Annotated in this window: 19 protein-coding genes; 6 read left to right on the top strand and 13 right to left on the bottom strand. The window is 62.3% G+C overall.

Going from position 1 to position 19,546, the window contains the following annotated elements:
* The first annotated feature begins 170 nt into the window (after positions 1 to 170).
* From J1G35_RS16350 to J1G35_RS16325, 6 genes are all read left to right on the top strand, one after another.
* Positions 171 to 1,148 carry a dipeptidase gene (locus J1G35_RS16350; protein WP_010207105.1) on the top strand — a complete coding sequence of 326 codons (978 nt, stop codon included), beginning with the start codon at positions 171 to 173 and terminating at the stop codon, positions 1,146 to 1,148.
* Between the two features lie 52 nt (positions 1,149 to 1,200).
* Positions 1,201 to 1,731 carry a DUF5943 domain-containing protein gene (locus J1G35_RS16345; RefSeq protein WP_010565965.1) on the top strand — a complete coding sequence of 177 codons (531 nt, stop codon included), beginning with the start codon at positions 1,201 to 1,203 and terminating at the stop codon, positions 1,729 to 1,731.
* A gap of 15 nt (positions 1,732 to 1,746) precedes the next feature.
* Entirely contained in the window at positions 1,747 to 3,807 is a 2,061-nt protein-coding gene (dgcA, locus tag J1G35_RS16340) for a dimethylglycine demethylation protein DgcA (protein ID WP_053130936.1), read from the top strand.
* Positions 3,808 to 3,898: 91 nt separating this feature from the next.
* The gene (gene dgcB / locus J1G35_RS16335; RefSeq protein WP_053130941.1) at positions 3,899 to 5,842 is read left to right on the top strand and encodes a dimethylglycine demethylation protein DgcB; all 1,944 of its coding nucleotides are present in this window, start codon (positions 3,899 to 3,901) and stop codon (positions 5,840 to 5,842) included.
* Entirely contained in the window at positions 5,842 to 7,062 is a 1,221-nt protein-coding gene (locus J1G35_RS16330) for an electron transfer flavoprotein subunit alpha/FixB family protein (RefSeq protein ID WP_053130944.1), read from the top strand. Before dgcB ends, J1G35_RS16330 begins: the two co-directional genes overlap by 1 nt.
* Before the next feature lie 10 nt (positions 7,063 to 7,072).
* The gene (locus J1G35_RS16325) at positions 7,073 to 7,843 is read left to right on the top strand and encodes an electron transfer flavoprotein subunit beta (protein ID WP_053130946.1); all 771 of its coding nucleotides are present in this window, start codon (positions 7,073 to 7,075) and stop codon (positions 7,841 to 7,843) included.
* A 37-nt stretch (positions 7,844 to 7,880) separates the two neighbouring features.
* Here the strand turns inward: J1G35_RS16325 and J1G35_RS16320 are convergent, their stop codons facing one another.
* From J1G35_RS16320 to J1G35_RS16260, 13 genes are all read right to left on the bottom strand, one after another.
* Positions 7,881 to 9,794 (bottom strand): secretin N-terminal domain-containing protein, encoded by a 1,914-nt coding sequence (locus J1G35_RS16320; RefSeq protein ID WP_223015451.1) that lies wholly within the window; start codon positions 9,792 to 9,794, stop codon positions 7,881 to 7,883.
* 18 nt (positions 9,795 to 9,812) lie between these two features.
* Positions 9,813 to 10,304: a hypothetical protein gene (locus J1G35_RS16315; protein WP_223015450.1), complete on the bottom strand. Its 492-nt coding sequence runs from the start codon at positions 10,302 to 10,304 to the stop codon at positions 9,813 to 9,815.
* Complete coding sequence (locus J1G35_RS16310; RefSeq protein ID WP_223015449.1) at positions 10,301 to 10,837, bottom strand: hypothetical protein; 537 nt, start codon at positions 10,835 to 10,837, stop codon at positions 10,301 to 10,303. The genes J1G35_RS16315 and J1G35_RS16310 overlap by 4 nt, the downstream gene beginning before the upstream one ends.
* Positions 10,838 to 10,843: 6 nt before the next feature.
* Entirely contained in the window at positions 10,844 to 11,398 is a 555-nt protein-coding gene (locus J1G35_RS16305) for a hypothetical protein (RefSeq protein ID WP_223015448.1), read from the bottom strand.
* Positions 11,395 to 12,120, bottom strand: coding sequence for a hypothetical protein (locus J1G35_RS16300; RefSeq protein ID WP_347709458.1), 726 nt, complete (start codon positions 12,118 to 12,120; stop codon positions 11,395 to 11,397). The genes J1G35_RS16305 and J1G35_RS16300 overlap by 4 nt, the downstream gene beginning before the upstream one ends.
* Complete coding sequence (locus J1G35_RS16295; protein WP_053130955.1) at positions 12,101 to 13,738, bottom strand: GspE/PulE family protein; 1,638 nt, start codon at positions 13,736 to 13,738, stop codon at positions 12,101 to 12,103. The genes J1G35_RS16300 and J1G35_RS16295 overlap by 20 nt, the downstream gene beginning before the upstream one ends.
* Before the next feature lie 4 nt (positions 13,739 to 13,742).
* Positions 13,743 to 14,927 carry a type II secretion system F family protein gene (locus J1G35_RS16290; protein ID WP_223015447.1) on the bottom strand — a complete coding sequence of 395 codons (1,185 nt, stop codon included), beginning with the start codon at positions 14,925 to 14,927 and terminating at the stop codon, positions 13,743 to 13,745.
* Positions 14,924 to 15,388, bottom strand: coding sequence for a transglycosylase SLT domain-containing protein (locus J1G35_RS16285; RefSeq protein ID WP_223015446.1), 465 nt, complete (start codon positions 15,386 to 15,388; stop codon positions 14,924 to 14,926). The genes J1G35_RS16290 and J1G35_RS16285 overlap by 4 nt, the downstream gene beginning before the upstream one ends.
* 1 nt (position 15,389) lies before the next feature.
* Positions 15,390 to 15,821, bottom strand: coding sequence for a type II secretion system major pseudopilin GspG (gene gspG, locus J1G35_RS16280; RefSeq protein WP_053130961.1), 432 nt, complete (start codon positions 15,819 to 15,821; stop codon positions 15,390 to 15,392).
* Positions 15,822 to 16,033: 212 nt separating this feature from the next.
* Positions 16,034 to 17,536, bottom strand: a complete 1,503-nt coding sequence (locus J1G35_RS16275; protein ID WP_223015445.1) for a lytic polysaccharide monooxygenase — start codon at positions 17,534 to 17,536, stop codon at positions 16,034 to 16,036.
* A gap of 62 nt (positions 17,537 to 17,598) precedes the next feature.
* Positions 17,599 to 18,114 carry a type II secretion system protein gene (locus tag J1G35_RS16270; protein WP_223015444.1) on the bottom strand — a complete coding sequence of 172 codons (516 nt, stop codon included), beginning with the start codon at positions 18,112 to 18,114 and terminating at the stop codon, positions 17,599 to 17,601.
* On the bottom strand, positions 18,101 to 18,481 hold the full coding sequence (locus J1G35_RS16265; RefSeq protein WP_053130968.1) for a prepilin-type N-terminal cleavage/methylation domain-containing protein: 381 nt from the start codon (positions 18,479 to 18,481) through the stop codon (positions 18,101 to 18,103). The genes J1G35_RS16270 and J1G35_RS16265 overlap by 14 nt, the downstream gene beginning before the upstream one ends.
* Positions 18,456 to 18,950 carry a type II secretion system protein gene (locus J1G35_RS16260; RefSeq protein WP_027605985.1) on the bottom strand — a complete coding sequence of 165 codons (495 nt, stop codon included), beginning with the start codon at positions 18,948 to 18,950 and terminating at the stop codon, positions 18,456 to 18,458. Before J1G35_RS16260 ends, J1G35_RS16265 begins: the two co-directional genes overlap by 26 nt.
* Between the last annotated feature and the right edge of the window lie 596 nt (positions 18,951 to 19,546).

Genomic DNA, 19,546 nt, shown 5'->3' with positions numbered 1-19,546 from the left:
CAAAGAACAGTCACCAGTCAGAGCAGTCTTGTAGGCCTTTGTCGCGGATTGACGCTTTCGGCAATTCCCCTGTCGTTTTTGCACCCGGTTCTGTCGGCCCCTGGGCATATGCTGGCCCCAAAGCGCCGGCAGACGATTCGGCGCATGAATCGCCAATAAGGGGACGCCTGATGAGCCCAGCCGAATTGCACGCCGACAGCATCGTTATCGACGGGCTGATCATTGCCAAGTGGAACCGCGACCTGTTCGAGGACATGCGTAAAGGTGGCCTCACTGCCGCCAACTGCACCGTGTCGGTATGGGAAGGGTTCCAGGCCACGATCAATAACATCGTTGCCAGCCAGACCCTGATCCGCGAGAACAGCGACCTGGTGATCCCGGTGAAAACCACCGCCGATATCCGTAAGGCCAAGGAGCAGGGCAAGACCGGCATCATCTTCGGCTTCCAGAACGCCCATGCGTTTGAAGACCAGCTCGGCTATGTGGAGATCTTCAAGCAGCTCGGCGTGGGTGTGGTGCAGATGTGCTACAACACCCAGAACCTGGTCGGCACCGGTTGCTACGAGCGCGACGGCGGCCTGTCGGGCTTTGGTCGCGAGATCGTCGCCGAGATGAACCGCGTCGGCATCATGTGCGACCTGTCCCACGTCGGCTCCAAGACCAGCGAAGAAGTCATCCTCGAATCGAAGAAGCCGGTGTGCTACTCCCACTGCCTGCCGTCCGGTCTTAAAGAGCACCCGCGCAACAAGTCCGATGAAGAACTGAAGTTCATTGCTGACCACGGCGGCTTTGTCGGCGTGACCATGTTCGCGCCGTTCCTGGCCAAGGGCATCGATTCGACCATCGACGACTACGCCGAAGCCATCGAATACACCATGAACATCGTCGGCGAAGACGCCATCGGCATCGGCACCGACTTCACTCAGGGCCATGGCCAGGATTTCTTTGAAATGCTGACCCATGACAAGGGCTACGCCCGCCGCCTGACCAGCTTCGGCAAGATCATCAACCCGCTGGGCATCCGCACCGTGGGCGAGTTCCCCAACCTCACCGAGACCCTGCTCAAGCGCGGCCACCCTGAGCGTGTGGTACGCAAGATCATGGGCGAGAACTGGGTCAACGTCTTGAAGGACGTTTGGGGCGAATAAGCCAAATATCCACGGGCAACACCACAACGAATTTTTCTGGAGTTAAGTTTCCATGGCCAAGATCGCCCCGCAATTGCCTATCGAAGTCGACAGCGAAACCGGTGTCTGGACTTCCGACGCCCTGCCGATGCTGTACGTGCCGCGCCATTTCTTCGTCAACAACCACATGGGCATCGAAGAAGTGCTGGGCGCCGAGGCCTACGCCGAAATTCTCTACAAGGCCGGCTACAAGTCCGCCTGGCACTGGTGTGAAAAAGAAGCCGAATGCCACGGCCTGGAAGGCGTCGCAGTGTTCGAACACTACATGAAGCGCCTGTCGCAACGCGGCTGGGGTTTGTTCAAGATCCAGGACATCGACCTCGACAAAGGCACCGCCAGCGTCAAGCTCGAACACTCGGCATTTGTCTACGTGTACGGCAAGGTCGGGCGCAAAGTCGACTACATGTTCACCGGTTGGTTTGCCGGCGCCATGGACCAGATTCTGCAAGCGCGTGGCAGCAACATCCGTACCGTGGCCGAACAAGTCTACGGAGGCTCCGAAGAGGGCCACGATGACGGCTTGTTCACCGTCAAGCCGTTGTAAGCCGAGGACCGTGCCATGGCTTTCGAAGCAATGTTCCAGCCGATCCAGATCGGCAAACTGACCATCCGCAACCGCGTGCTCAGTACCGCCCACGCCGAGGTGTATGCCACCGACGGCGGCATGACCACCGACCGCTATGTGAAGTACTACGAAGAGAAAGCCAAGGGCGGCATTGGCCTGGCGATCTGTGGCGGTTCCTCGGTGGTCGCCATCGACAGCCCCCAGGAATGGTGGAGTTCGGTGAACCTGTCCACCGACCGCATCATCCCGCACTTCCAGAACCTGGCCGACGCCATGCACAAGCATGGCGCCAAGATCATGATCCAGATTACCCACATGGGCCGTCGCTCGCGTTGGGATGGCTTTAACTGGCCGACCCTGATGTCGCCGTCCGGCGTGCGTGAGCCGGTGCACCGCGCCACTTGCAAGACCATCGAGCCGGAAGAAATCTGGCGTGTGATCGGCAACTACGCCAGCGCCGCCAAGCGCGCCAAGGCCGGTGGCCTGGACGGTGTTGAACTGTCCGCCGTGCACCAGCACATGATCGACCAGTTCTGGAGCCCACGGGTCAACAAGCGTACCGACGAATGGGGCGGCACCTTTGAGGGCCGCATGAAGTTCGGCCTGGAAGTGTTGAAAGCCGTGCGCGCCGAGGTCGGTGACGACTTCTGCGTGGGCATGCGCCTGTGCGGTGACGAGTTCCACCCGGACGGCCTGTCCCACGAGGACATGAAGCAGATCGCCAAGTATTACGACGACACCGGCATGCTCGATTTCATCGGCGTTGTCGGTTCGGGCTGCGACACTCATAACACCCTGGCCAACGTTATCCCCAACATGAGTTATCCACCGGAGCCGTTCCTGCACCTGGCGGCCGGTATCAAGGAAGTGGTCAAGGTCCCGGTGCTGCACGCACAGAACATCAAGGACCCGAACCAGGCCACGCGCATCCTCGAAGGCGGCTATGTGGACATGGTCGGCATGACCCGTGCGCACATCGCTGACCCGCACCTGATTGCCAAGATCAAGATGGGCCAGATCGACCAGATCAAACAGTGCGTCGGCGCCAACTACTGCATCGACCGCCAGTACCAGGGCCTGGATGTGCTGTGCATCCAGAACGCCGCGACCTCCCGTGAATACATGGGCGTGCCGCACATCATCGAAAAATCCACCGGGCCGAAACGCAAGGTGGTGGTGGTCGGTGCCGGCCCTGCTGGGATGGAAGCCGCCCGCGTTGCCGCCGAGCGCGGCCACGACGTGACCCTGCTCGAGAAGAAAGAATTTATCGGCGGGCAAATCACCACCGCTTCCAAGGCGCCGCAACGCGACCAGATCGCTGGCATCACGCGCTGGTTCCAGCTGGAGCTGGCGCGCTTGAAAGTCGACCTGCGCCTGGGCGTGGCCGCCGATGCCGAGACCATCCTGGACCTGCGTCCGGACGTGGTGGTGCTGGCCGTCGGCGGGCATCCGTTTATCGAGCAGAACGAACACTGGGGCGCTGCCGAAGGCCTGGTGGTGAGCAGCTGGGACGTGCTCGACGGCAAAGTTGCGCCGGGCAAGAACGTGCTGGTCTACGACACCATTTGCGAATTCACCGGCATGTCGGTGGCGGACTTCCTGGCCGACAAAGGCTGCCAGGTGGAAATCGTCACCGATGACATCAAGCCGGGCGTGGCCATCGGCGGTACGTCGTTCCCGACCTACTACCGCAGCATGTACCCCAAGGAAGTGATCATGACCGGCGACATGATGCTGGAAAAGGTCTACCGCGAGGGCGACAAGCTGGTGGCGGTGCTGGAGAACGAATACACCGGTGCCAAAGAGGAGCGGGTGGTCGATCAGGTTGTCGTCGAGAACGGCGTGCGTCCGGACGAAGCCATCTACTACGGGCTCAAGGAAGGCTCGCGCAACAAGGGCCAGATCGACGTTGAAGCCCTGTTCGCGATCAAGCCGCAGCCGTGCCTGAGCGAGACGGGCGATGGGTACTTGCTGTTCCGCATCGGTGACTGTGTGGCGCAGCGTAATACCCACGCTGCCATCTATGACGCCCTGCGCCTGTGCAAGGATTTCTGACACCACAGGGCCCGGATGTGGGAGGGGGCAAGCCCCTCCCACATTCGGGCCAGTTTCGCATTAGATTTGTGTGGTCTGTGGGAGCTTCACCATGTTGAACACCTTGCTGCCTATTCTCTTATTCGCCGCCCTGGGCCTTGCCGTCCTTGGCGTCCTGCGCCGGGTGAACATGTGGCGTCGCGGGCGTGCCTCCAAGGTCGACCTGCTGGGCGGTCTGCTGGCCATGCCCAAGCGCTACATGGTCGACCTGCACCACGTGGTCGCCCGCGATAAATACATCGCCAACACCCACGTCGCCACGGCGCTGGGCTTTGTGCTGTCGGCGCTGCTGGCGATCCTGGTGCACGGCTTCGGCCTGCATAACCGTATCCTCGGCTACGCCTTGCTGCTGGCGTCGGTGTTGATGTTTGTCGGCGCCACCTTCGTTTACCTGCGGCGGCGCAACCCGCCGTCGCGCCTGTCCAAGGGCCCGTGGATGCGCCTGCCGAAAAGCCTGATGGCGTTCTCGGTGAGCTTCTTCCTGGTGACGCTGCCGGTAGCCGGGATCCTGCCCGCCGACTTCGGCGGCTGGCTGTTGGCCGCGCTGCTGAGCGTGGGTGTGCTGTGGGGCGTGTCCGAAATGTTCTTCGGCATGACCTGGGGCGGCCCGATGAAACACGCCTTCGCCGGTGCGCTGCACCTGGCCTGGCACCGTCGCGCCGAACGCTTTGGCGGCGGCCGCTCCACCGGTTTGAAACCGCTGGACCTGAGCGACAAAACCGCACCCCTGGGTGTGGAAAAACCCAAGGATTTCACCTGGAACCAACTGCTCGGTTTCGACGCCTGCGTGCAGTGCGGCAAATGCGAAGCCGCGTGCCCGGCGTTTGCTGCTGGCCAGCCGCTGAACCCGAAAAAGCTGATCCAGGACATGGTGGTCGGCCTGGCCGGCGGCACCGATGCCAAGTTCGCCGGCAGCCCTTATCCAGGCAAGCCGATTGGCGAGCACAGCGGCAACCCGCACCAGCCGATCGTCAACGGCCTGGTGGACGCCGAGACCCTGTGGTCGTGCACCACCTGCCGCGCCTGTGTGGAAGAGTGCCCGATGATGATCGAGCACGTCGACGCCATCGTCGACATGCGCCGCTACCTCACCCTGGAAAAAGGCGCCACGCCGAACAAGGGCGCCGAAGTCCTGGAAAACCTGATCGCCACCGACAACCCCGGCGGTTTTGCACCGGGCGGTCGCTTGAACTGGGCGGCCGACTTGAACCTGCCGCTGCTCAGCGACAAAGGCAGCGCCGACGTGCTCTTCTGGGTCGGCGACGGCGCCTTCGACATGCGCAACCAACGCACCTTGCGTGCGTTCGTCAAAGTGCTTAAAGCCGCCAAGGTCGACTTCGCCGTGCTCGGCCTGGAAGAACGCGACAGCGGCGACGTAGCGCGACGCCTGGGCGATGAAGCGACCTTCCAACTGCTGGCCTCGCGCAATATCCAGACGCTGGCCAAGTACAGCTTCAAACGCATCGTCACCTGCGATCCGCACAGTTTCCATGTGCTGAAAAACGAGTACGGTGCCTTCAACGGCAACTACCACGTGCAGCACCACAGCACCTTCATGGCCGAACTGATCGGCGAGGGCGCGCTGAACCTGGGCCAGCACAAAGGCAACAGCGTGACCTACCACGACCCTTGTTACCTGGGCCGCTATAACGGCGAATACGAGGCGCCGCGCGAAGTGCTGCGGGCGCTGGGTATCGAGGTCAAGGAAATGCAACGCTCGGGCTTCCGTTCGCGCTGCTGCGGCGGTGGCGGCGGCGCGCCCATCACTGATATTCCGGGCAAGCAACGTATCCCCGACATGCGCATGGAAGACATCCGCGAGACCGGTGCCGAGCTGGTGGCGGTGGGTTGCCCGCAGTGCACGGCGATGCTCGAAGGTGTGGTTGAACCGCGTCCGTTGATCAAGGACATCGCCGAGCTGGTGGCCGACGCCTTGCTGGAAGACGTCGCACCGGCCAAAGCTCCCAACAAGCGTGAACCTGCGGAGGTGCACTGATGAGCGACATTATCCGCCGCGACCCACGGGCCGAATGGATTGCCCGCAACCGCCTGCACCCGCTGCATGCGGCGATGCAACCGGTGCAACACAGTTGGATGGGGCCGAACGGTGTTATCCGCAAGAACGTGCATGGCGTCGGTTTTATCGGCCCCAACGGCATCAAGCGCATCGACCGCAGCGGTGCCCAGCAGGGCGGTGCGGCCAAGCGTACGGCGGCGGTGGAGGTGCAGTTGCCGCTGCATCAGGTGCCTATGCCGGCGTTCTACATCAACGTGGTGCCAGACATGGTCGGCGGCCGCTTGAGCAGCCACGACCGCGACCTGCTCGGCCTGGCGCGGCAACTCGCCGGCAGCGACGGCGCGGTGCTGGCGGTGGTGTTTGGCGAACACAAGGAAAGCGCGTTTGCCACAGCTGGCGTCGATCGCCTGCTGGTGCTGGACGGCCATGAGTTCGACGGTTATTCACCGGAACAACGGGTGCAAGGTTTGCGCGCTGTGGATAACCAATTCAACCCGCGCCATTGGTTGCTGCCCGACAGCCGCAGCGGTGGCGGCGAGCTGGGTCGGCGTTTTGCCGCCAGCCTCAAGGAGCGCCCGGCCACTCGCGTGTGGCAGATCAAGGGCGAGGCGTGCATCGGCCGTGCCGGTGCCGGCCAGGAGGACCTGGCCCGGCCACTGGCGCGCCTGATTCTCGCGGCGGCCGAATGCGCCGATCCGGTCAGCGACACACGCCATGAAGTGCTGCCCGTGGAGTTATCCACAACCCTGGCGCGCAGCCTGCCGCGTATCGAAGACCTCGGCGCGGTGGCGGTGGACCCAGCGGCGATCCCCATGGCCGAGGCCGAGTTTATTTTCTCCGGCGGCAACGGCGTGAAGGACTGGGCGCTGTTCCACCAGACCGCCGCCGCATTGGGGGCCACCGAAGGCGCCTCGCGGGTGGCGGTGGACGACGGCTTCATGGCGCGTGATCGCCAGGTCGGCGCCAGCGGTACCTGGGTGACGGCGCGGGTGTATGTGGCTGTGGGGATTTCCGGGGCGATCCAGCACCTGCAAGGCATTGGCGCCTGCGACAAGGTGGTGGCGATCAACCTCGACCCGGGCTGCGACATGATCAAGCGTGCCGACCTGTCGGTGATCGGCGAAAGCGCCGCGATTCTGCAAGCCTTGATCGATGCGGTCGAGGCCTACCGCAACGGCGCCAAGCGCGATGCGGCTTGAGGACATGACCATGACCACGAATGTAATCAGCCTGGTGTCCATCGGCGCCCATCCCACCTCCGGGCGGCCGCGCCGCGCCGAACAGGACGCACGCGCCGTCGAACTCGGCCTGCAAATGGCTGGGGATAAGTTACAGGTGCTGCATGCCGGCAACATCGCCGAACCGACCCTGCGCAGTTACCTGGGCATGGGGCTGTCGCACCTGCATGTGCTGGAACAACCGGCGGGTAGCGACGCCTTGCCGGTACTCAGTGACTACCTGCGCGAGGCGGGTGCCCAGGTGGTGCTCACCGGCAGCCAGGCGGAAACCGGCGAAGGCTCGGGGATGTTGCCGTTCCTGTTGGCCGAGCAGTTGGGCTGGCCGCTGATCGTTGGGTTGGCACAGGTGGAGTCCATCGACGGCGGGGTGGCCCATGTGCTGCAAGCCTTGCCCCGTGGTCAGCGCCGACGCTTGAAGGTGCGCCTGCCGTTTCTGGCCACAGTGGACAACGCCGCGCCCAAGCCGCGGCAAAGTGCCTACGGTCCGGCTCAGCGCGGTGAACTGGCGGCCCATGAGGTCGAGATCGAAGAAGACGAGTTGTTCACCGCTGCGCTGCTGCAACCGGCCAAGCCCCGGCCCAAGCGCCTCAAGGTGATCAAGGCCAAGAGCGGCGCCGACCGTATGAAAGCGGCCACGGCCAAGGCCAGTGGTGGCGGTGGGCAAGTGCTCAAAGGTGTGAGCGCCGAGGAAGGCGCCCAGGCCATTCTCAAGTTGCTGATCGAAGAAGGCGTGGTGCGCTAACCCCATAAACACTGCAAAACCAATGTGGGAGGGGGCTTCATTGGGGCGCAGGTTTGGGCACCAGATCCGGCAGTGGTGGCGGCAAGGGTTGCCAGGTGGCATCCGGTTGCTGCATCGGCGGGGGCAGCGCCGGTGTGGGGTCGCCCCCAATGGGCTTGAGGATCATTTTTTCGGTGGTGTCGCGCAGGATCATGCCCTGGGTCGAACTGCGCGCCTCGGTGCCGCTGTGGAAGGTGCTGATCTGGGAAATCGGCAGGTCCAGGTTGCGTTCGATCCTCGGGGTCAGCAGCAGGATGATCTCGGTTTTCTGCTGGGTATTCTGGTTGGTGCCGAACAGCTTCTTGCCGATCCACGGGATCTGGCTCAACCATGGCAACCCCGAGCCCTCGTCGACGTCCGACGTGCGGATCAGCCCCGAGACGATCTGGGTTTCATTGTTGCGCGCAGTCAGCAGGGTCTTGGTGGACCGTGAGCCGAGCTCGAACGTCGCCGGTACGTTTTCCGAGCCGGGAATGCGCTTGGTGATATGGCTCATTTCCACGTTCAACTCCAGGTTCACCTCATCGCTCAGGCTGATGTTCGGCTTGACGGTGATCTGCAGCCCAACGTCCTGGTAGGACACCGACGAGGTGGTGATCTGGTTGGCAGTGGTGGTGGTGACCACCGGGATCTTGTCGCCGATGTTCACCTGGGCTTCTTCGCGATTGCGCACCCGTACCCTGGGGTTGGCCAGGGTGACGGTGTTACCGCTGCGTTGCAGCATATTGATGCGTGCCGAGGTGCTGCCCGAATCGAGCAGGATGTTGTCGCCATTGATCCCCCGTAACGCGCTGAGCGGAGTGCCCGCCAGCCCGGCAGGTACGTTGGCGAAGTTGCCCACGGAGAGGCCGATGCTCTCCGGGTACTGAATGCCCAGGTTCAGTTCGTCGGTCAGGCTGACCTCCAGCACCTGGATATCGATGGTCACTTCCGACTGTGCGATATCAATGGCTTCCACCAGTTTTTCCACCGCGCTCAAGGTGTCCAGGCCATCGCGCACAATCACCGCGTTCAGGCGTTCATCGACCAATACCTCCTTGGGTTTGAGCACCTGTTTGATCTCGGCGGCGATGACCTTGGGGTCGCCATGGCTGAGGTAGAAGGTGCGTACGGCCAGCTCGCGGTATTCCCGTTCTTTGTCCGGGCGTCGGGGGTAAACCAGGATGGTGTTGGCGTTGAGGACTTTCTTGTCCAGCCCCTGGGTGGTCAGCAGCAGGTTCAGCGCGTCTTCGGCGGTGGTTCGGCTGGCGGTCATGCTCGCGGAGGCGCTGGGATTGACGTCTTTGTCGATGACGAAATTGACCCCCGACAGGCGAGCAATGGTCTCGAAAATCGTGGTCAGGCTTTGCGCGCTGAATTCCAGGCTCAAGGGTTTGCGCATCGCCTCGGAGAGGTCGGCGCTGAGGTAGTCGGCGCTCACCAGCTCGCGGGTCAGAGCATTGCGAAAGTCCAGGGCCTCTCGGTAGTTGGGCTTTTGCGCGATGATCCGGCGCACCAGGTTGAGCGCCTCCACCGGGTTGGCGCGCTTCATTTCGTAGGCCTGGGCCAGTTGCGGGCGCAGCTGTTTCATGGCCTGGATGCTCTGGATTTCCTGGCGTGCGCCGAGGTTGCTGGGGTCGTATTTGAGGATGGTTTCCAGGGCGCGGATGGCGCCGGCGTCGTCGCCACGCATCAGTGCAGTGCTGGCTTCGCGGCTGTATTGGGCGACCAGCAGTTCCAGCTTGCTGAAATTGGCGGTGCGTAATTGCACATCGTCAGGGGCTTGTTTGGCTTCGGCTTGCAGCACTTCGACCGAACGGATGATGTCGCCCTTCTGGCGCAACTCGTCGCTCTCCTTGATGGCCCGCTGGGTCTGGCAGGCGCTGAGCAGGGCCATGGCCAGGCTCAAGGGAATCCACGTACGTTTGGCCATGATCGTGTCCTGCCCCGGTCAGTGAGTGTCCAGCCGTAAGGTGCTGGTATGCCTGAGCGGCATGTAGGTCAGCACCACGGCAGTGTCGGTGACCTTGTCCAGCCGGTAATGGGCGTCGAGCATCTTGCCGGGCACGATGCGCCCGGGTACCGAGCAGCGGTGGCACAGGGTGTACTGGCTGCCATTGCCGCTCAGCACGACAATCTTTGCCTGGTTTTCGTAGCGCCATTGCGCACTCACCGTGAAGGGCAGTGGCGGCGGCCTGGGCGGCGCCGGGTCGAGCGTGGCGGGCGGCGGCGTTGGCGGTGCCCAGGTCTGGGCGGGGAACAGGTCGATAGGCACCAGCGTCGCGGCGGTGACGGTGGCAGACACTGGCGGCGCCTCGACCGGCCGGGTCACCACAGGCGCTGGCGGTTGTGTGGGGCTGTCGGGTGTGTCCTGCCAGAACAGCCAGCCACAGCTGACCAGGGTCAGCAGTAACAGGATGCGCAGATACAGCGGCAGTTTCATTCCACCACCCCCAGCAGGCTCAGTTTGAGGTCGATATTCAGCATGCCGCTGGCGATGTCCTTGCGCTCCAGCGTCAGGCTTTCGATACGCACGGCCGGCTCGCGCGCCACCTCGGCCAGGGCTTCGCGCAGCAGGCTGTAGGGCCCGGTGAGCGGAATCTGCGCGTCCAGGCGTTGCAGGCCGGTGTCGCCCGGCGCGGAGTAGGCCAACTGGGTCTGGGCGATGATGAAACCGTGGCGTGTGAGCAGGCCCAGCAGTTTTTCCAGGCGCGGCGCGAAGTCGGCGGCGGTGGGCAGTTTGTCCACCACCGCAGGCGTGGTGACTTGAACCTGCTGGGGCTGTTCGGCGATCCCGGCTTCAAGTTCCTGACGTCGCTGGGTGTCGGCGAGATTCGCCGGTCGAATCACCGCCACTTCGATCAACAGCGCCGCCGCGATCACGCCCAGGGCCAGCAACCCCCAGAAACCCAGGCGTTGCTGGCACTGCAGCCATTGCCAGCGCAGGCGTGGCAGGTAGCGAGTGAGGGCGTCCATGGGCGGCTACCCTGCGCCCACGCTGAGTTTGATCTGCACCGGGTGCTGCGGGTCGGTGCTCTTGAGCGCACTTTGTTGCAGGTTTACCCGCACGCCGGGCTGGGCCTGGAGTCGTTCCACAAAACGGAAGGCCTCGCCGAGCGCCTTGGCTTCCAGATCCAGGTGCACTTGCTGGGTCTGGGTATTGACCTCGACACGGGTCAGCGCGACCTCCCCGGACCAGGCCCGGGCCACGGTATCCATCAACGCGAACGGGGTGACCGACTGTCGGGCGAAGGCGGCCAGTTGCTGTTTTTGCCGGGGCGACAGGCGAATCGCAGCCTGGATCAATTGCTCCTGACGGCGGGTCAGTTGGATGAATTGCTGCTCCAGTTCGTCGGTCTGCACTTGTCGTTGCTCCATGCGTTGCCAGTGCTGCCAGGTACTGAACAGCAAGGCTGCGGCGACCAGCCATAACCCGCTCACCGAGGGGCGGTGCGTCGCGTTGGGACGCTGGAAATCCACGCCCGGCGCCTGGGGCGCGCGTAGCCGTTGCCAGTGGCCGATCAGCCTGGATGTCATGCCGGCGCCTCCTCCAGCCACGGGTGCACAGGCCCCAGGCGCTGTTCGGCGGGACCGTTGGTGACCACCCGTGTCTGGGGCGCGTGCCGCTCCGCCAGGAGGTCGGCGGTGAACAGGTTGTCACTCAAGGCGCTGCCGGGTTGGGTGTGGATCACACACACTTGGTTGACCATGCCGTGCTGTCGATACAGGCAACTGAGGCTGTCGCTTTCGGCGACCGCCAGCACACAGTCGTCAGGCAACTGCCGCCAGTACTGCTGGGCCACCGCCGTCAGCAGGGGCATGCAGGTGAACAGGGGCAAGCGGTGCAGCTTGAACAGCTCGCGCAGGTCTTGCAGCAGATCCCGTGGCGTCGCGACCGCCAGGCGTTGCTGGCCGAAGGCGCTGTTGGCGAGTTGCACCAGCCAACGCTCAGGGTCGAGGCCCGCCTGTTGGCCGAACGTGGCTTCGGCAAAGTCCTGCCAGTCAGCCTGGCTGTACAGGCCGGTTTGCCAGGGCAGCATCAGGTAGTGCACATGGGGAAACCCCAGCAGCACCGTGGCCCGGTCGAGGAAGCGCACTTGGCTGCGGGGCGTCTGTTCCAGCAGTTCGGCGCACACTGCCAGGGGCTCGCCTTGCTGCTGCGCACGCCAGATGCTTGCCCCGCGCCACCGCGCGCGCGCGGCCCACTCGGCGCCGGTGCTGTGCAGCCGCACCACGTGTTCAATAAAGGGAAATGACACGGTGGATCTCCTTGAGGGTGGTGTGGCCCTGGGCGGCGTGGGCCAGGGCGATATCGCGGATGAACACATGACCGGCCTCGCGTGCCAGTTCGCGCAAGGTGGACGCCGAGTTACGGTTGAGCAGGCCTTCCTTGATCGGGTCAGTCATGTTCAGCACTTCCGCAAGCGCCAGGCGGCCGCGATACCCCGTATGGCGACAGGCCTCGCAGCCCTTGCCCACGCGGTATTGAGCCTGGTCGAGCAGGGCGTCGGGCACGTGGGCAAGGCGGACGATTTCCGCATCGGGCTCGGCGGCTTCGCCACAGTCCGGGCAGATGCGCCGCACCAGGCGCTGGGCGACCACGCCGTTGAGCGCTTCGACGAAACTGGCCGGGTCGACGTTCATATAGGTGAAGCGCTCCAGCACGTTGAACGCGCTGTTGGCGTGCACCGACGACATCACCAGGTGCCCGGTCAGCGCGGCCTGTACGGCGATGCCAGCGGTTTCACCGTCGCGTATTTCCCCCACCAGGATGGTGTCTGGGTCATGGCGCAGGATTGAGCGCAGGCCACGGGCGAACGTCAGGCCCTTCTTGTCGTTGACCGGAATTTGCAGGACACCGGGCAGCTCGTACTCCACCGGGTCTTCGATGGTGATGATTTTTTTCTCGCCGGTATTGGTCTCCGACAAAGCGGCATACAGCGTGGTGGATTTGCCGCTGCCGGTGGGACCGGTCACCAGCAACATGCCGTAGGGTTCGCTGGCCAGCACGCGGATGCGCTCGATGGTGTCGGCGGCCAGCCCGAGGTTGGCCAGGCTCAGGGATTCGCCGCGCTGGGATTTGTCGAGAACCCGCAGCACCGCATCTTCGCCGTGGATGCTGGGCATGATCGACGTGCGAAAATCCACCTCGCGGCCCTGGATCTTCATCTTGAACCGACCATCCTGGGGCACGCGCCGCTCGCCGATATCCAGCTCCGACAAGACTTTGATGCGCGACAGCGCCTGCTCCGCCATGTCCATGCCGCTGGCTTGGCCCATCTGCTGCAACACGCCGTCGATACGGTACTTGATCACCAGGCCCTGGGGCGTGGTTTCCACATGGATATCGCTGGCGCGACTCTGCAGCGCATCGAACAGCATGGAGTTGACCAGGCGCACCACCGGGTTGTCGTCCCTGGCGATACTGCTCAAGGAAATCTCCTGGGCGGTCGGGCTGACCTGGGCATTGTCGCCGGCCTCGCCGAAAGGTTGCATGACCCGCTGGCTGGCTTCGGCCTGGCTCAGTTGGGCCTTGACCGCCCCCGGCAGGCTCATCCCCAGTGGCAGTTGGCGCAAGATGGCAGAGGACTGCAGCCAGTGGCGGCTGGCCAGGGTGAACGGGTCGCCCAGCACCAGGCACGGTTGGCCCTGGTATTCCACCGGCAACACGTTGTGGATCAGCGCCTGGGGCAGGGCCAGCAGATCGAAGCGCCAGTGGTCACTCAGGTCTTGCGGTGCAATGGCGAGCAGGCCCAGGGGCTGGGCGATCGTAGCCAACTGTTCGGGCGCCTTGTGCAGCACCTCCAGCAGGTAATTGGACAAGCTCAGCCCGCGTTGCTCTGCAAGGGCCTGCCATTGCCGTGTCTGTTCGCTCATTGCGCTACCCCTGTATGGAGCCTGCCAACTCGAAAATCGGCATGTACAGCATGAACACGATCAGGCCGATCAGCCCGCCCACCACCAGCATCAACAACGGCTCAAATACCTTGCTGAACAACTCGATAGCACGCTCCAGCGCTTCATCGTGAAATTGCGCGATGCGCTCGCACATCGTCGCCAGTTCACCACTTTGCTCGCCCACCCGGAGCAGGCGTTCGGCGACGGCGGTGGTCAGTCGGTGGCGGGCCAGGGCGGTGGACAACGGCTGGCCGGCCTGGATATCAGTCAGGACCTGGCGCAGGTCGGCTTGGCGTTCCATGGGCAGCAGCGCACCGGATAATTCCACGGCGGTGACCACCGGCATTCCGCCCATCAGCAACATGCCGGCCGTGCGATAAAACCGCGCGAGGATAAACAGCGTGCGCTGGGCGCCGAGGGCGGGGATTTTCCAGAACAGCTGGGCCGCCTGGCGTTTGAACGCTGCGCTGCGAAACAGCAACGCCAACCCGATAAGCGCCGCCACCAGGCCAAACAGCAATGCCATGCCGTGTGCCTCGACCAGTGCGCCCCACCACACCATAAAGCGCGCGGTGGCGGGCAGATCGGTGACCGCGTCGAACACCGAAGCAAAGCGGGGGATCACGAAGAACAGCAAGAACAACAGGATCAACGCACCCACGCTGAGCACCACCAAGGGGTACATCAGGGCGCCGCTGACACGCTTTTTCACGGTTGCCAAATGCGCCTCGAAATGATGGTAGCGGCGCAAGGCCACGGCCAGTTGGCCGCTGTGTTCCGAGGACGCCACCGTGGCGATCAACAAGGGGGGAAACGTCTGTGGCTTGAGTTGCATCGCCTTGGACAGCGAGTTGCCCTCGTACATCGAGGCGAGCAGATCGCTCATGACCTGTCGGTTGATGCCTGCGGGTGCCTTGTCGCGCAGGGTTTCCACGGCTTCGACCAGTACCAGGCCGGCGTCCAGCAGCACCACCAGTTCCTGGATAAACAGGCCCAGGGCAAATGTGGCACGACGGCTGGGTAAGGTCAGCGAGCGCCGCACCTTCAGGGAGATGACCTGGGCACCGTCGGCCTGCAACTGTTGACGGGCCTGGCTGAGGTCCGAGGCCTGCATGCGCAGGGTCTGCAAGTGGCCGTTGCGGATAATCCGCGCGTTGATGTCGATCATGGGGTCTGCCTGGCCAGTTGTTGGCGCTGTTGCAGCAACTCACTGTAGTAGCGCCAGACCGCCAGGGCGTAGCGTGAGCGCCGCGCCTCCCGCTCCGGTTTGGCCCCGGCGTTATAGGCGCCCACGGCCTGCCAGCCATAACCCTGCTGGCGAATAAACCCGGCGAGGACCCACGCGCCCACCATGACGCTGGTGCAGGGTTGCGTGAGCAGGTGCTGTTCGGTGATGCCAAACTGGGCCAACGCGGGCAAGTGGCGGCTATTGATTTGCATCAGGCCGATATCCTCGCTGCCATCGCTGTTGAGATTGCGCGCAGTAGGGTTGAGGCCGGATTCGACCTTGGCGATGGCGTAAAGCAGGAGCGGGTCGACGTGGTAGCGGCTGGCTGCCAGTTGCCAGCAGTTGGCCTGTGCCGTCCCCGCGAGGCACAGCAGCGTCAGGACCAGCCGCAGCGTGTGCATGTCAAAGGCCGTACACAATGTCGGCGTAGGTGTTCACACCGCCGGCCTTGCCGTCACGGCCCAGGCAGATGATTTCTGCATCGTTGGGCGGTGTGCCGGGGTTCTTGTAGAGATACGGGTTGCCCCAAGGGTCGGGCGGCAATGTCTTCACATAAGGGCCCTGCCAATGGTTCGCGGTGGCGGGTCGGGTGGTGAGGGCGTTGAGGCCGAGGGTTTCGTCGGGGTAGTTGCCGTTGTCCAGGCGGTACTGGTTCAAGGCATCGGCGAGGGCTTTCATCTGGCCCTGGGCGGTTTGCACCTTGGCCAGTTCCAGGCGGTCGAACATCTTCGGGCCGACGTAGCTGGCGAGCAGGGCGATGATCAGCAAAACCACCAGCAGTTCCAGCAAGGTGAAGGCGCGCTGAGGGCTGTGGATACATGAGTGAATGCGCATGGAGATACCCTGTTGGGAGTGCCAAGGTAGGGCGGTTATGTGCAACTCTCCCGGCCCGCAATCAAGCGGGCACCGCCGGTAGAACTTCGTTGGATCATTTCCAGTTCAGGTACATCTTCAACTGTAGCGTTGCTCGATATAAGGCGCCGTGAGGCGCCCTATAACGTTTGGCTCTTATGCTTATCCAGTAACTGAATATGGTTTTGAATGGGTCATTGGGCTTCCTCCCAGGCCTGATCCCAGGCCGTGCCCGTCCCTGGTGCGTACGCCCATTCGGCGCCTGCGCACCACGCGGTGTAGGGGTGAGGTTTGCACTTATAGTTTTTGCCGTTATTGCTCACGATGTCGCCGGCTTTGTAGGGCGTGCCCTCTTTGTAAGCTGGGTATTCCTCACCGCCTCCGGGTGGCGTGACCGTAAAGGCCACCTCAGCCTGGTCGGTCTTGCCATTTTGCTGATCGCGAACCTTCAGCTGTGCCGTGAATGTCGTCTCTTGCGCGACGGTGTAGGCAGTGCCGCTGACGGTCGCTCCATTCTGTGCACCCACCATCCCTGGAACTGTCCACAGATAGAGCAAGGGCCCGTTGCTGCCTGACGATCCCGCGCCGCTGAACGTAAAGGCTTGCCCCGACTTCAATGTGCTCGGCCCCGTTATGCGTGCCACCGGTTGCGCCGGATTGACCGGGCCTGGGCCTTCGCCGGTAATGATCGACATGGCTTGGCTGTAACCCTTGGCGGTGGTGTAGACCGAGTTGGCGCTGGAGTCGGTGGGGTTGAATACGATCGTGTTGCCCTTTTTCTCCCCCACTCTGGCAATGGTGGGATTGATCCTGTCCGCCAACTGCTTGCCCCAGATGTTGGGGGCCAGGTTGTTCGCGCTGATCGGCAGGGTAATGTCCACCACTTCCTTGGCCGCCGGTGAGTTATCGAGGATGCGGAAGTGCACCGAGTCACCGGCTTTGAGGGTGTTCATGATCGAATCGATGAATTGGCCAAGATTGACCCACTGCTCCGGAACCCCACCGCCGATGATGTTGATGTCACTGCAGTTATAGAACCCTTCGCCCGCTGGATCGATACGCTGCCACTGCACGAACAGCGTGGCTTTGCCCGTTTGCGTCGAAGGAATCGGCACAGGGAACTTGAAGTACCCAAAAGCGCCGGAAATGGTGGGAGGATCGTTGCCCCAGTTGGTTTGTGCGACGCTGAACTGCTCGGAGTGGATGAGTGTCAGGTCATTCCAGGTCAACGGCGACTGGGTCGGGTCAAAACCCGGTTTTGTGAGAAAGACCTTCACAAAGCTGGGAACGTGTGGGGCCGTACCGATGATGCGTACGTCCATCATGCCGTTGGAAGGTGTTACGTCAGTACGGTACCAGTCATCCGAGACATTGTTCAGGCCATCCTTCTTACTGTCGGCCGCCGAACACAGTTGGCCGTCGGGCACTTCTCTTTTGACGATCTCCGGATCGTTGTAACCAGGTGCCTTGATCAAATGGGCGACTTCATTCCATTGCTGGCCTGGATACTGTCCACTTTTTGCAGACAGGGCCGCGCACCCCTTATCGCTGGGGCTTCCCGACCAGAAATCCGGCAGGGTCTTGCAATAGACCTGTCGTGCCATGGGTTTGTCCACGGCACCGTGGGCCATGACCAGCGTCGGTGCCAACAAGACCGCCGCTAACAACCATTTCGTTAAGCGCTGTAAGTTACTCATGCTTGGTCCACCTCAATTCAGATAAACAAGTTCCGAACTGCTGGAACGATCAGTGTGCTCATTCAATTGGCGTCATCGTTTGGCTGATCTCCCAGGGGAGCGACGCGGGTTGCAGGGTTGTTCTGCCCAGGGCCAAACAGAAACACCCACCCTTGATAACTGCCTTGTCCTGTAAAGCGTTGGTTGATGACTGAGAAGTTGCCTTGCTTGAACGGTGTGCCCTGGGCGGTGCTGAACACGCCCATGAGGGTTTCGCCTGGGCCCGCCACCACGCCCCAGTCGGCGCTGCCGGTCAGCGGGTCGGCATAGGCACGGCGCAGGTAACGCTTGATGGTCGGTTGGCGCCGGTCGAGTACCAGGTCTTCGAGGGACGTGGGGTAGGTGTTGCCGGCGGCGTAGTACAGGCCGATCGCGCGGCGGATTTCATTGCCCCGCGCAAGCAATTCCAGCTCGCGTTCACGCTGCAGCACGCTGGACCACAGGGTGCCGACTTCCATCAGCATCACGGCCACTACGGCCACGGTCACCAACATGCCCATGAACACCGAGCCCTGCTGGGCTTGTCTACCAGTCGGCATAGGCGCTCCCGTTGGTGTCGGTGCCGGGGGCGCCGCTGCGCACATCGCCCAGGCCTTGTTCGTCCGATGGTTGCAGATGCCAGGTGTCACGCCTGCCGGTCAGCGGGTCCGTAGGGACCTCGCGCAGGTAGCGGCGGTCGACCAAGGCTTGCAGGGAATCGGGGTTGGCGCCGTGGTCCTCGCGGTATTGGTCCAGGGCCTGGCGAATCGAGGACAGGTTGTGGCGCAGCACGGTTTCCTGCGCCTTGGTGTGCTGGCGGAAGTACTGCGGGGTGACCAGGGTCATGAGGGTGGCGATGATCGCCATGACCACCAGCAACTCAATCAGGGTAAAACCCCGATTACCATTGGCTGTATGACGTTCCATTCAAACTCTCCCGGGTGCTTCGGGATGAAACGTCGAATACATCTTCTCCCTCTTGTGGATTATCCGCAGTGCTTTTGTAGCTGCGCAGTTGCCAGGTTTCTGCGGGCGCACGTTCAGGGCACTCGCACACGGGATCGCGGGGAATTCGTCGCAGGAAATAGAGTTTGTTGCCCTGAAGGTTGGTCTTGTCCGTCACCCCCTCGACCAATACGTGCAGGGAGGGTGGATAACCGCTGTCAGTGATGCTCTTTTCAATGCGGCCATCGTCACTGGCGTCTTTGTAGGCATCGATCGCACGCCGGATTTCCCGCAATGAACGTTGCAGGTCCAGTTCTCGATCACGTTTACCCATCAATGCTGTCAGCGGATAAGCCACTGTCGCAAGCGTGGCCAGCAGGGCCAGCGTCAGTAGTAATTCAATCAGCGTAAAACCTTTGGCGCAGTGATGGCTGGGCTTACCCTGCCACATCACCGTTCTACCTCCCTATCAGGCTGCCAAGGACTTCCGCGTTAACCCAGGCCATGGAATTGACTGCAAGGGTGAGTGTAGATGCTGGGTGTTTTTTGTACAGGTTGTGGGTTTACCCACAAACGCTGTGAGCGTAGCTGTGGATAAGGTGTTCGTGGGTCTCCACAACCCCCGTAAATCAACGCCTGCAAGCCGTTGTACGAAAAACAACCAAGCTAAGTCACGGTTTTTAGGTGCTTTTTTGTGTGGATAAGGTTGAGGCGGTGCTCGGACTTGCCCCCAAAGTCTGTTGGCGCTTCTGTGGATAAGATGTTTGCTATCCGCTACAGGCCTTATAAATAGAGGCTCTTCGTCGTCTGGTTGTTTATTGATCAAATTGCCGATAAACCCCAGGAATGGAGCTGAAACCCTTGGTATATGAAGGTTTGACGCGGTTTTCCACAGCGCTGCCGAAGTTGCCCCCAAAGTCTGTTGGCGGTTCTGTGGATAAGGTGTTTGCGCACCGCTACAGGCGACGTTCTACGTGGCCTGTAGGGTTTTGATCAATAAATGATCAATGTGCCACTGGAACCGTCAACTTGAATAAGTCACGGATT

Source organism: Pseudomonas sp. SH10-3B (assembly GCF_019891415.1).
In the GTDB taxonomy this organism is placed as follows: domain Bacteria; phylum Pseudomonadota; class Gammaproteobacteria; order Pseudomonadales; family Pseudomonadaceae; genus Aquipseudomonas.
The sequence above is the reverse complement of the archived record's forward strand: the minus strand, read 5'-3'. Positions and strand labels throughout refer to the sequence as shown.

Coding starts and splice junctions, on each gene's coding strand:
- J1G35_RS16350 (WP_010207105.1), top strand. CDS start 171: ATGAGCCCAGCCGAATTGCACGCCGACAGCATCGTTATCGACGGGCTG.
- J1G35_RS16345 (WP_010565965.1), top strand. CDS start 1,201: ATGGCCAAGATCGCCCCGCAATTGCCTATCGAAGTCGACAGCGAAACC.
- dgcA (WP_053130936.1), top strand. CDS start 1,747: ATGGCTTTCGAAGCAATGTTCCAGCCGATCCAGATCGGCAAACTGACC.
- dgcB (WP_053130941.1), top strand. CDS start 3,899: ATGTTGAACACCTTGCTGCCTATTCTCTTATTCGCCGCCCTGGGCCTT.
- J1G35_RS16330 (WP_053130944.1), top strand. CDS start 5,842: ATGAGCGACATTATCCGCCGCGACCCACGGGCCGAATGGATTGCCCGC.
- J1G35_RS16325 (WP_053130946.1), top strand. CDS start 7,073: ATGACCACGAATGTAATCAGCCTGGTGTCCATCGGCGCCCATCCCACC.
- J1G35_RS16320 (WP_223015451.1), bottom strand. CDS start 9,794: ATGGCCAAACGTACGTGGATTCCCTTGAGCCTGGCCATGGCCCTGCTC.
- J1G35_RS16315 (WP_223015450.1), bottom strand. CDS start 10,304: ATGAAACTGCCGCTGTATCTGCGCATCCTGTTACTGCTGACCCTGGTC.
- J1G35_RS16310 (WP_223015449.1), bottom strand. CDS start 10,837: ATGGACGCCCTCACTCGCTACCTGCCACGCCTGCGCTGGCAATGGCTG.
- J1G35_RS16305 (WP_223015448.1), bottom strand. CDS start 11,398: ATGACATCCAGGCTGATCGGCCACTGGCAACGGCTACGCGCGCCCCAG.
- J1G35_RS16295 (WP_053130955.1), bottom strand. CDS start 13,738: ATGAGCGAACAGACACGGCAATGGCAGGCCCTTGCAGAGCAACGCGGG.
- J1G35_RS16290 (WP_223015447.1), bottom strand. CDS start 14,927: ATGATCGACATCAACGCGCGGATTATCCGCAACGGCCACTTGCAGACC.
- J1G35_RS16285 (WP_223015446.1), bottom strand. CDS start 15,388: ATGCACACGCTGCGGCTGGTCCTGACGCTGCTGTGCCTCGCGGGGACG.
- gspG (WP_053130961.1), bottom strand. CDS start 15,821: ATGCGCATTCACTCATGTATCCACAGCCCTCAGCGCGCCTTCACCTTG.
- J1G35_RS16275 (WP_223015445.1), bottom strand. CDS start 17,536: ATGAGTAACTTACAGCGCTTAACGAAATGGTTGTTAGCGGCGGTCTTG.
- J1G35_RS16270 (WP_223015444.1), bottom strand. CDS start 18,114: ATGCCGACTGGTAGACAAGCCCAGCAGGGCTCGGTGTTCATGGGCATG.
- J1G35_RS16265 (WP_053130968.1), bottom strand. CDS start 18,481: ATGGAACGTCATACAGCCAATGGTAATCGGGGTTTTACCCTGATTGAG.
- J1G35_RS16260 (WP_027605985.1), bottom strand. CDS start 18,950: ATGTGGCAGGGTAAGCCCAGCCATCACTGCGCCAAAGGTTTTACGCTG.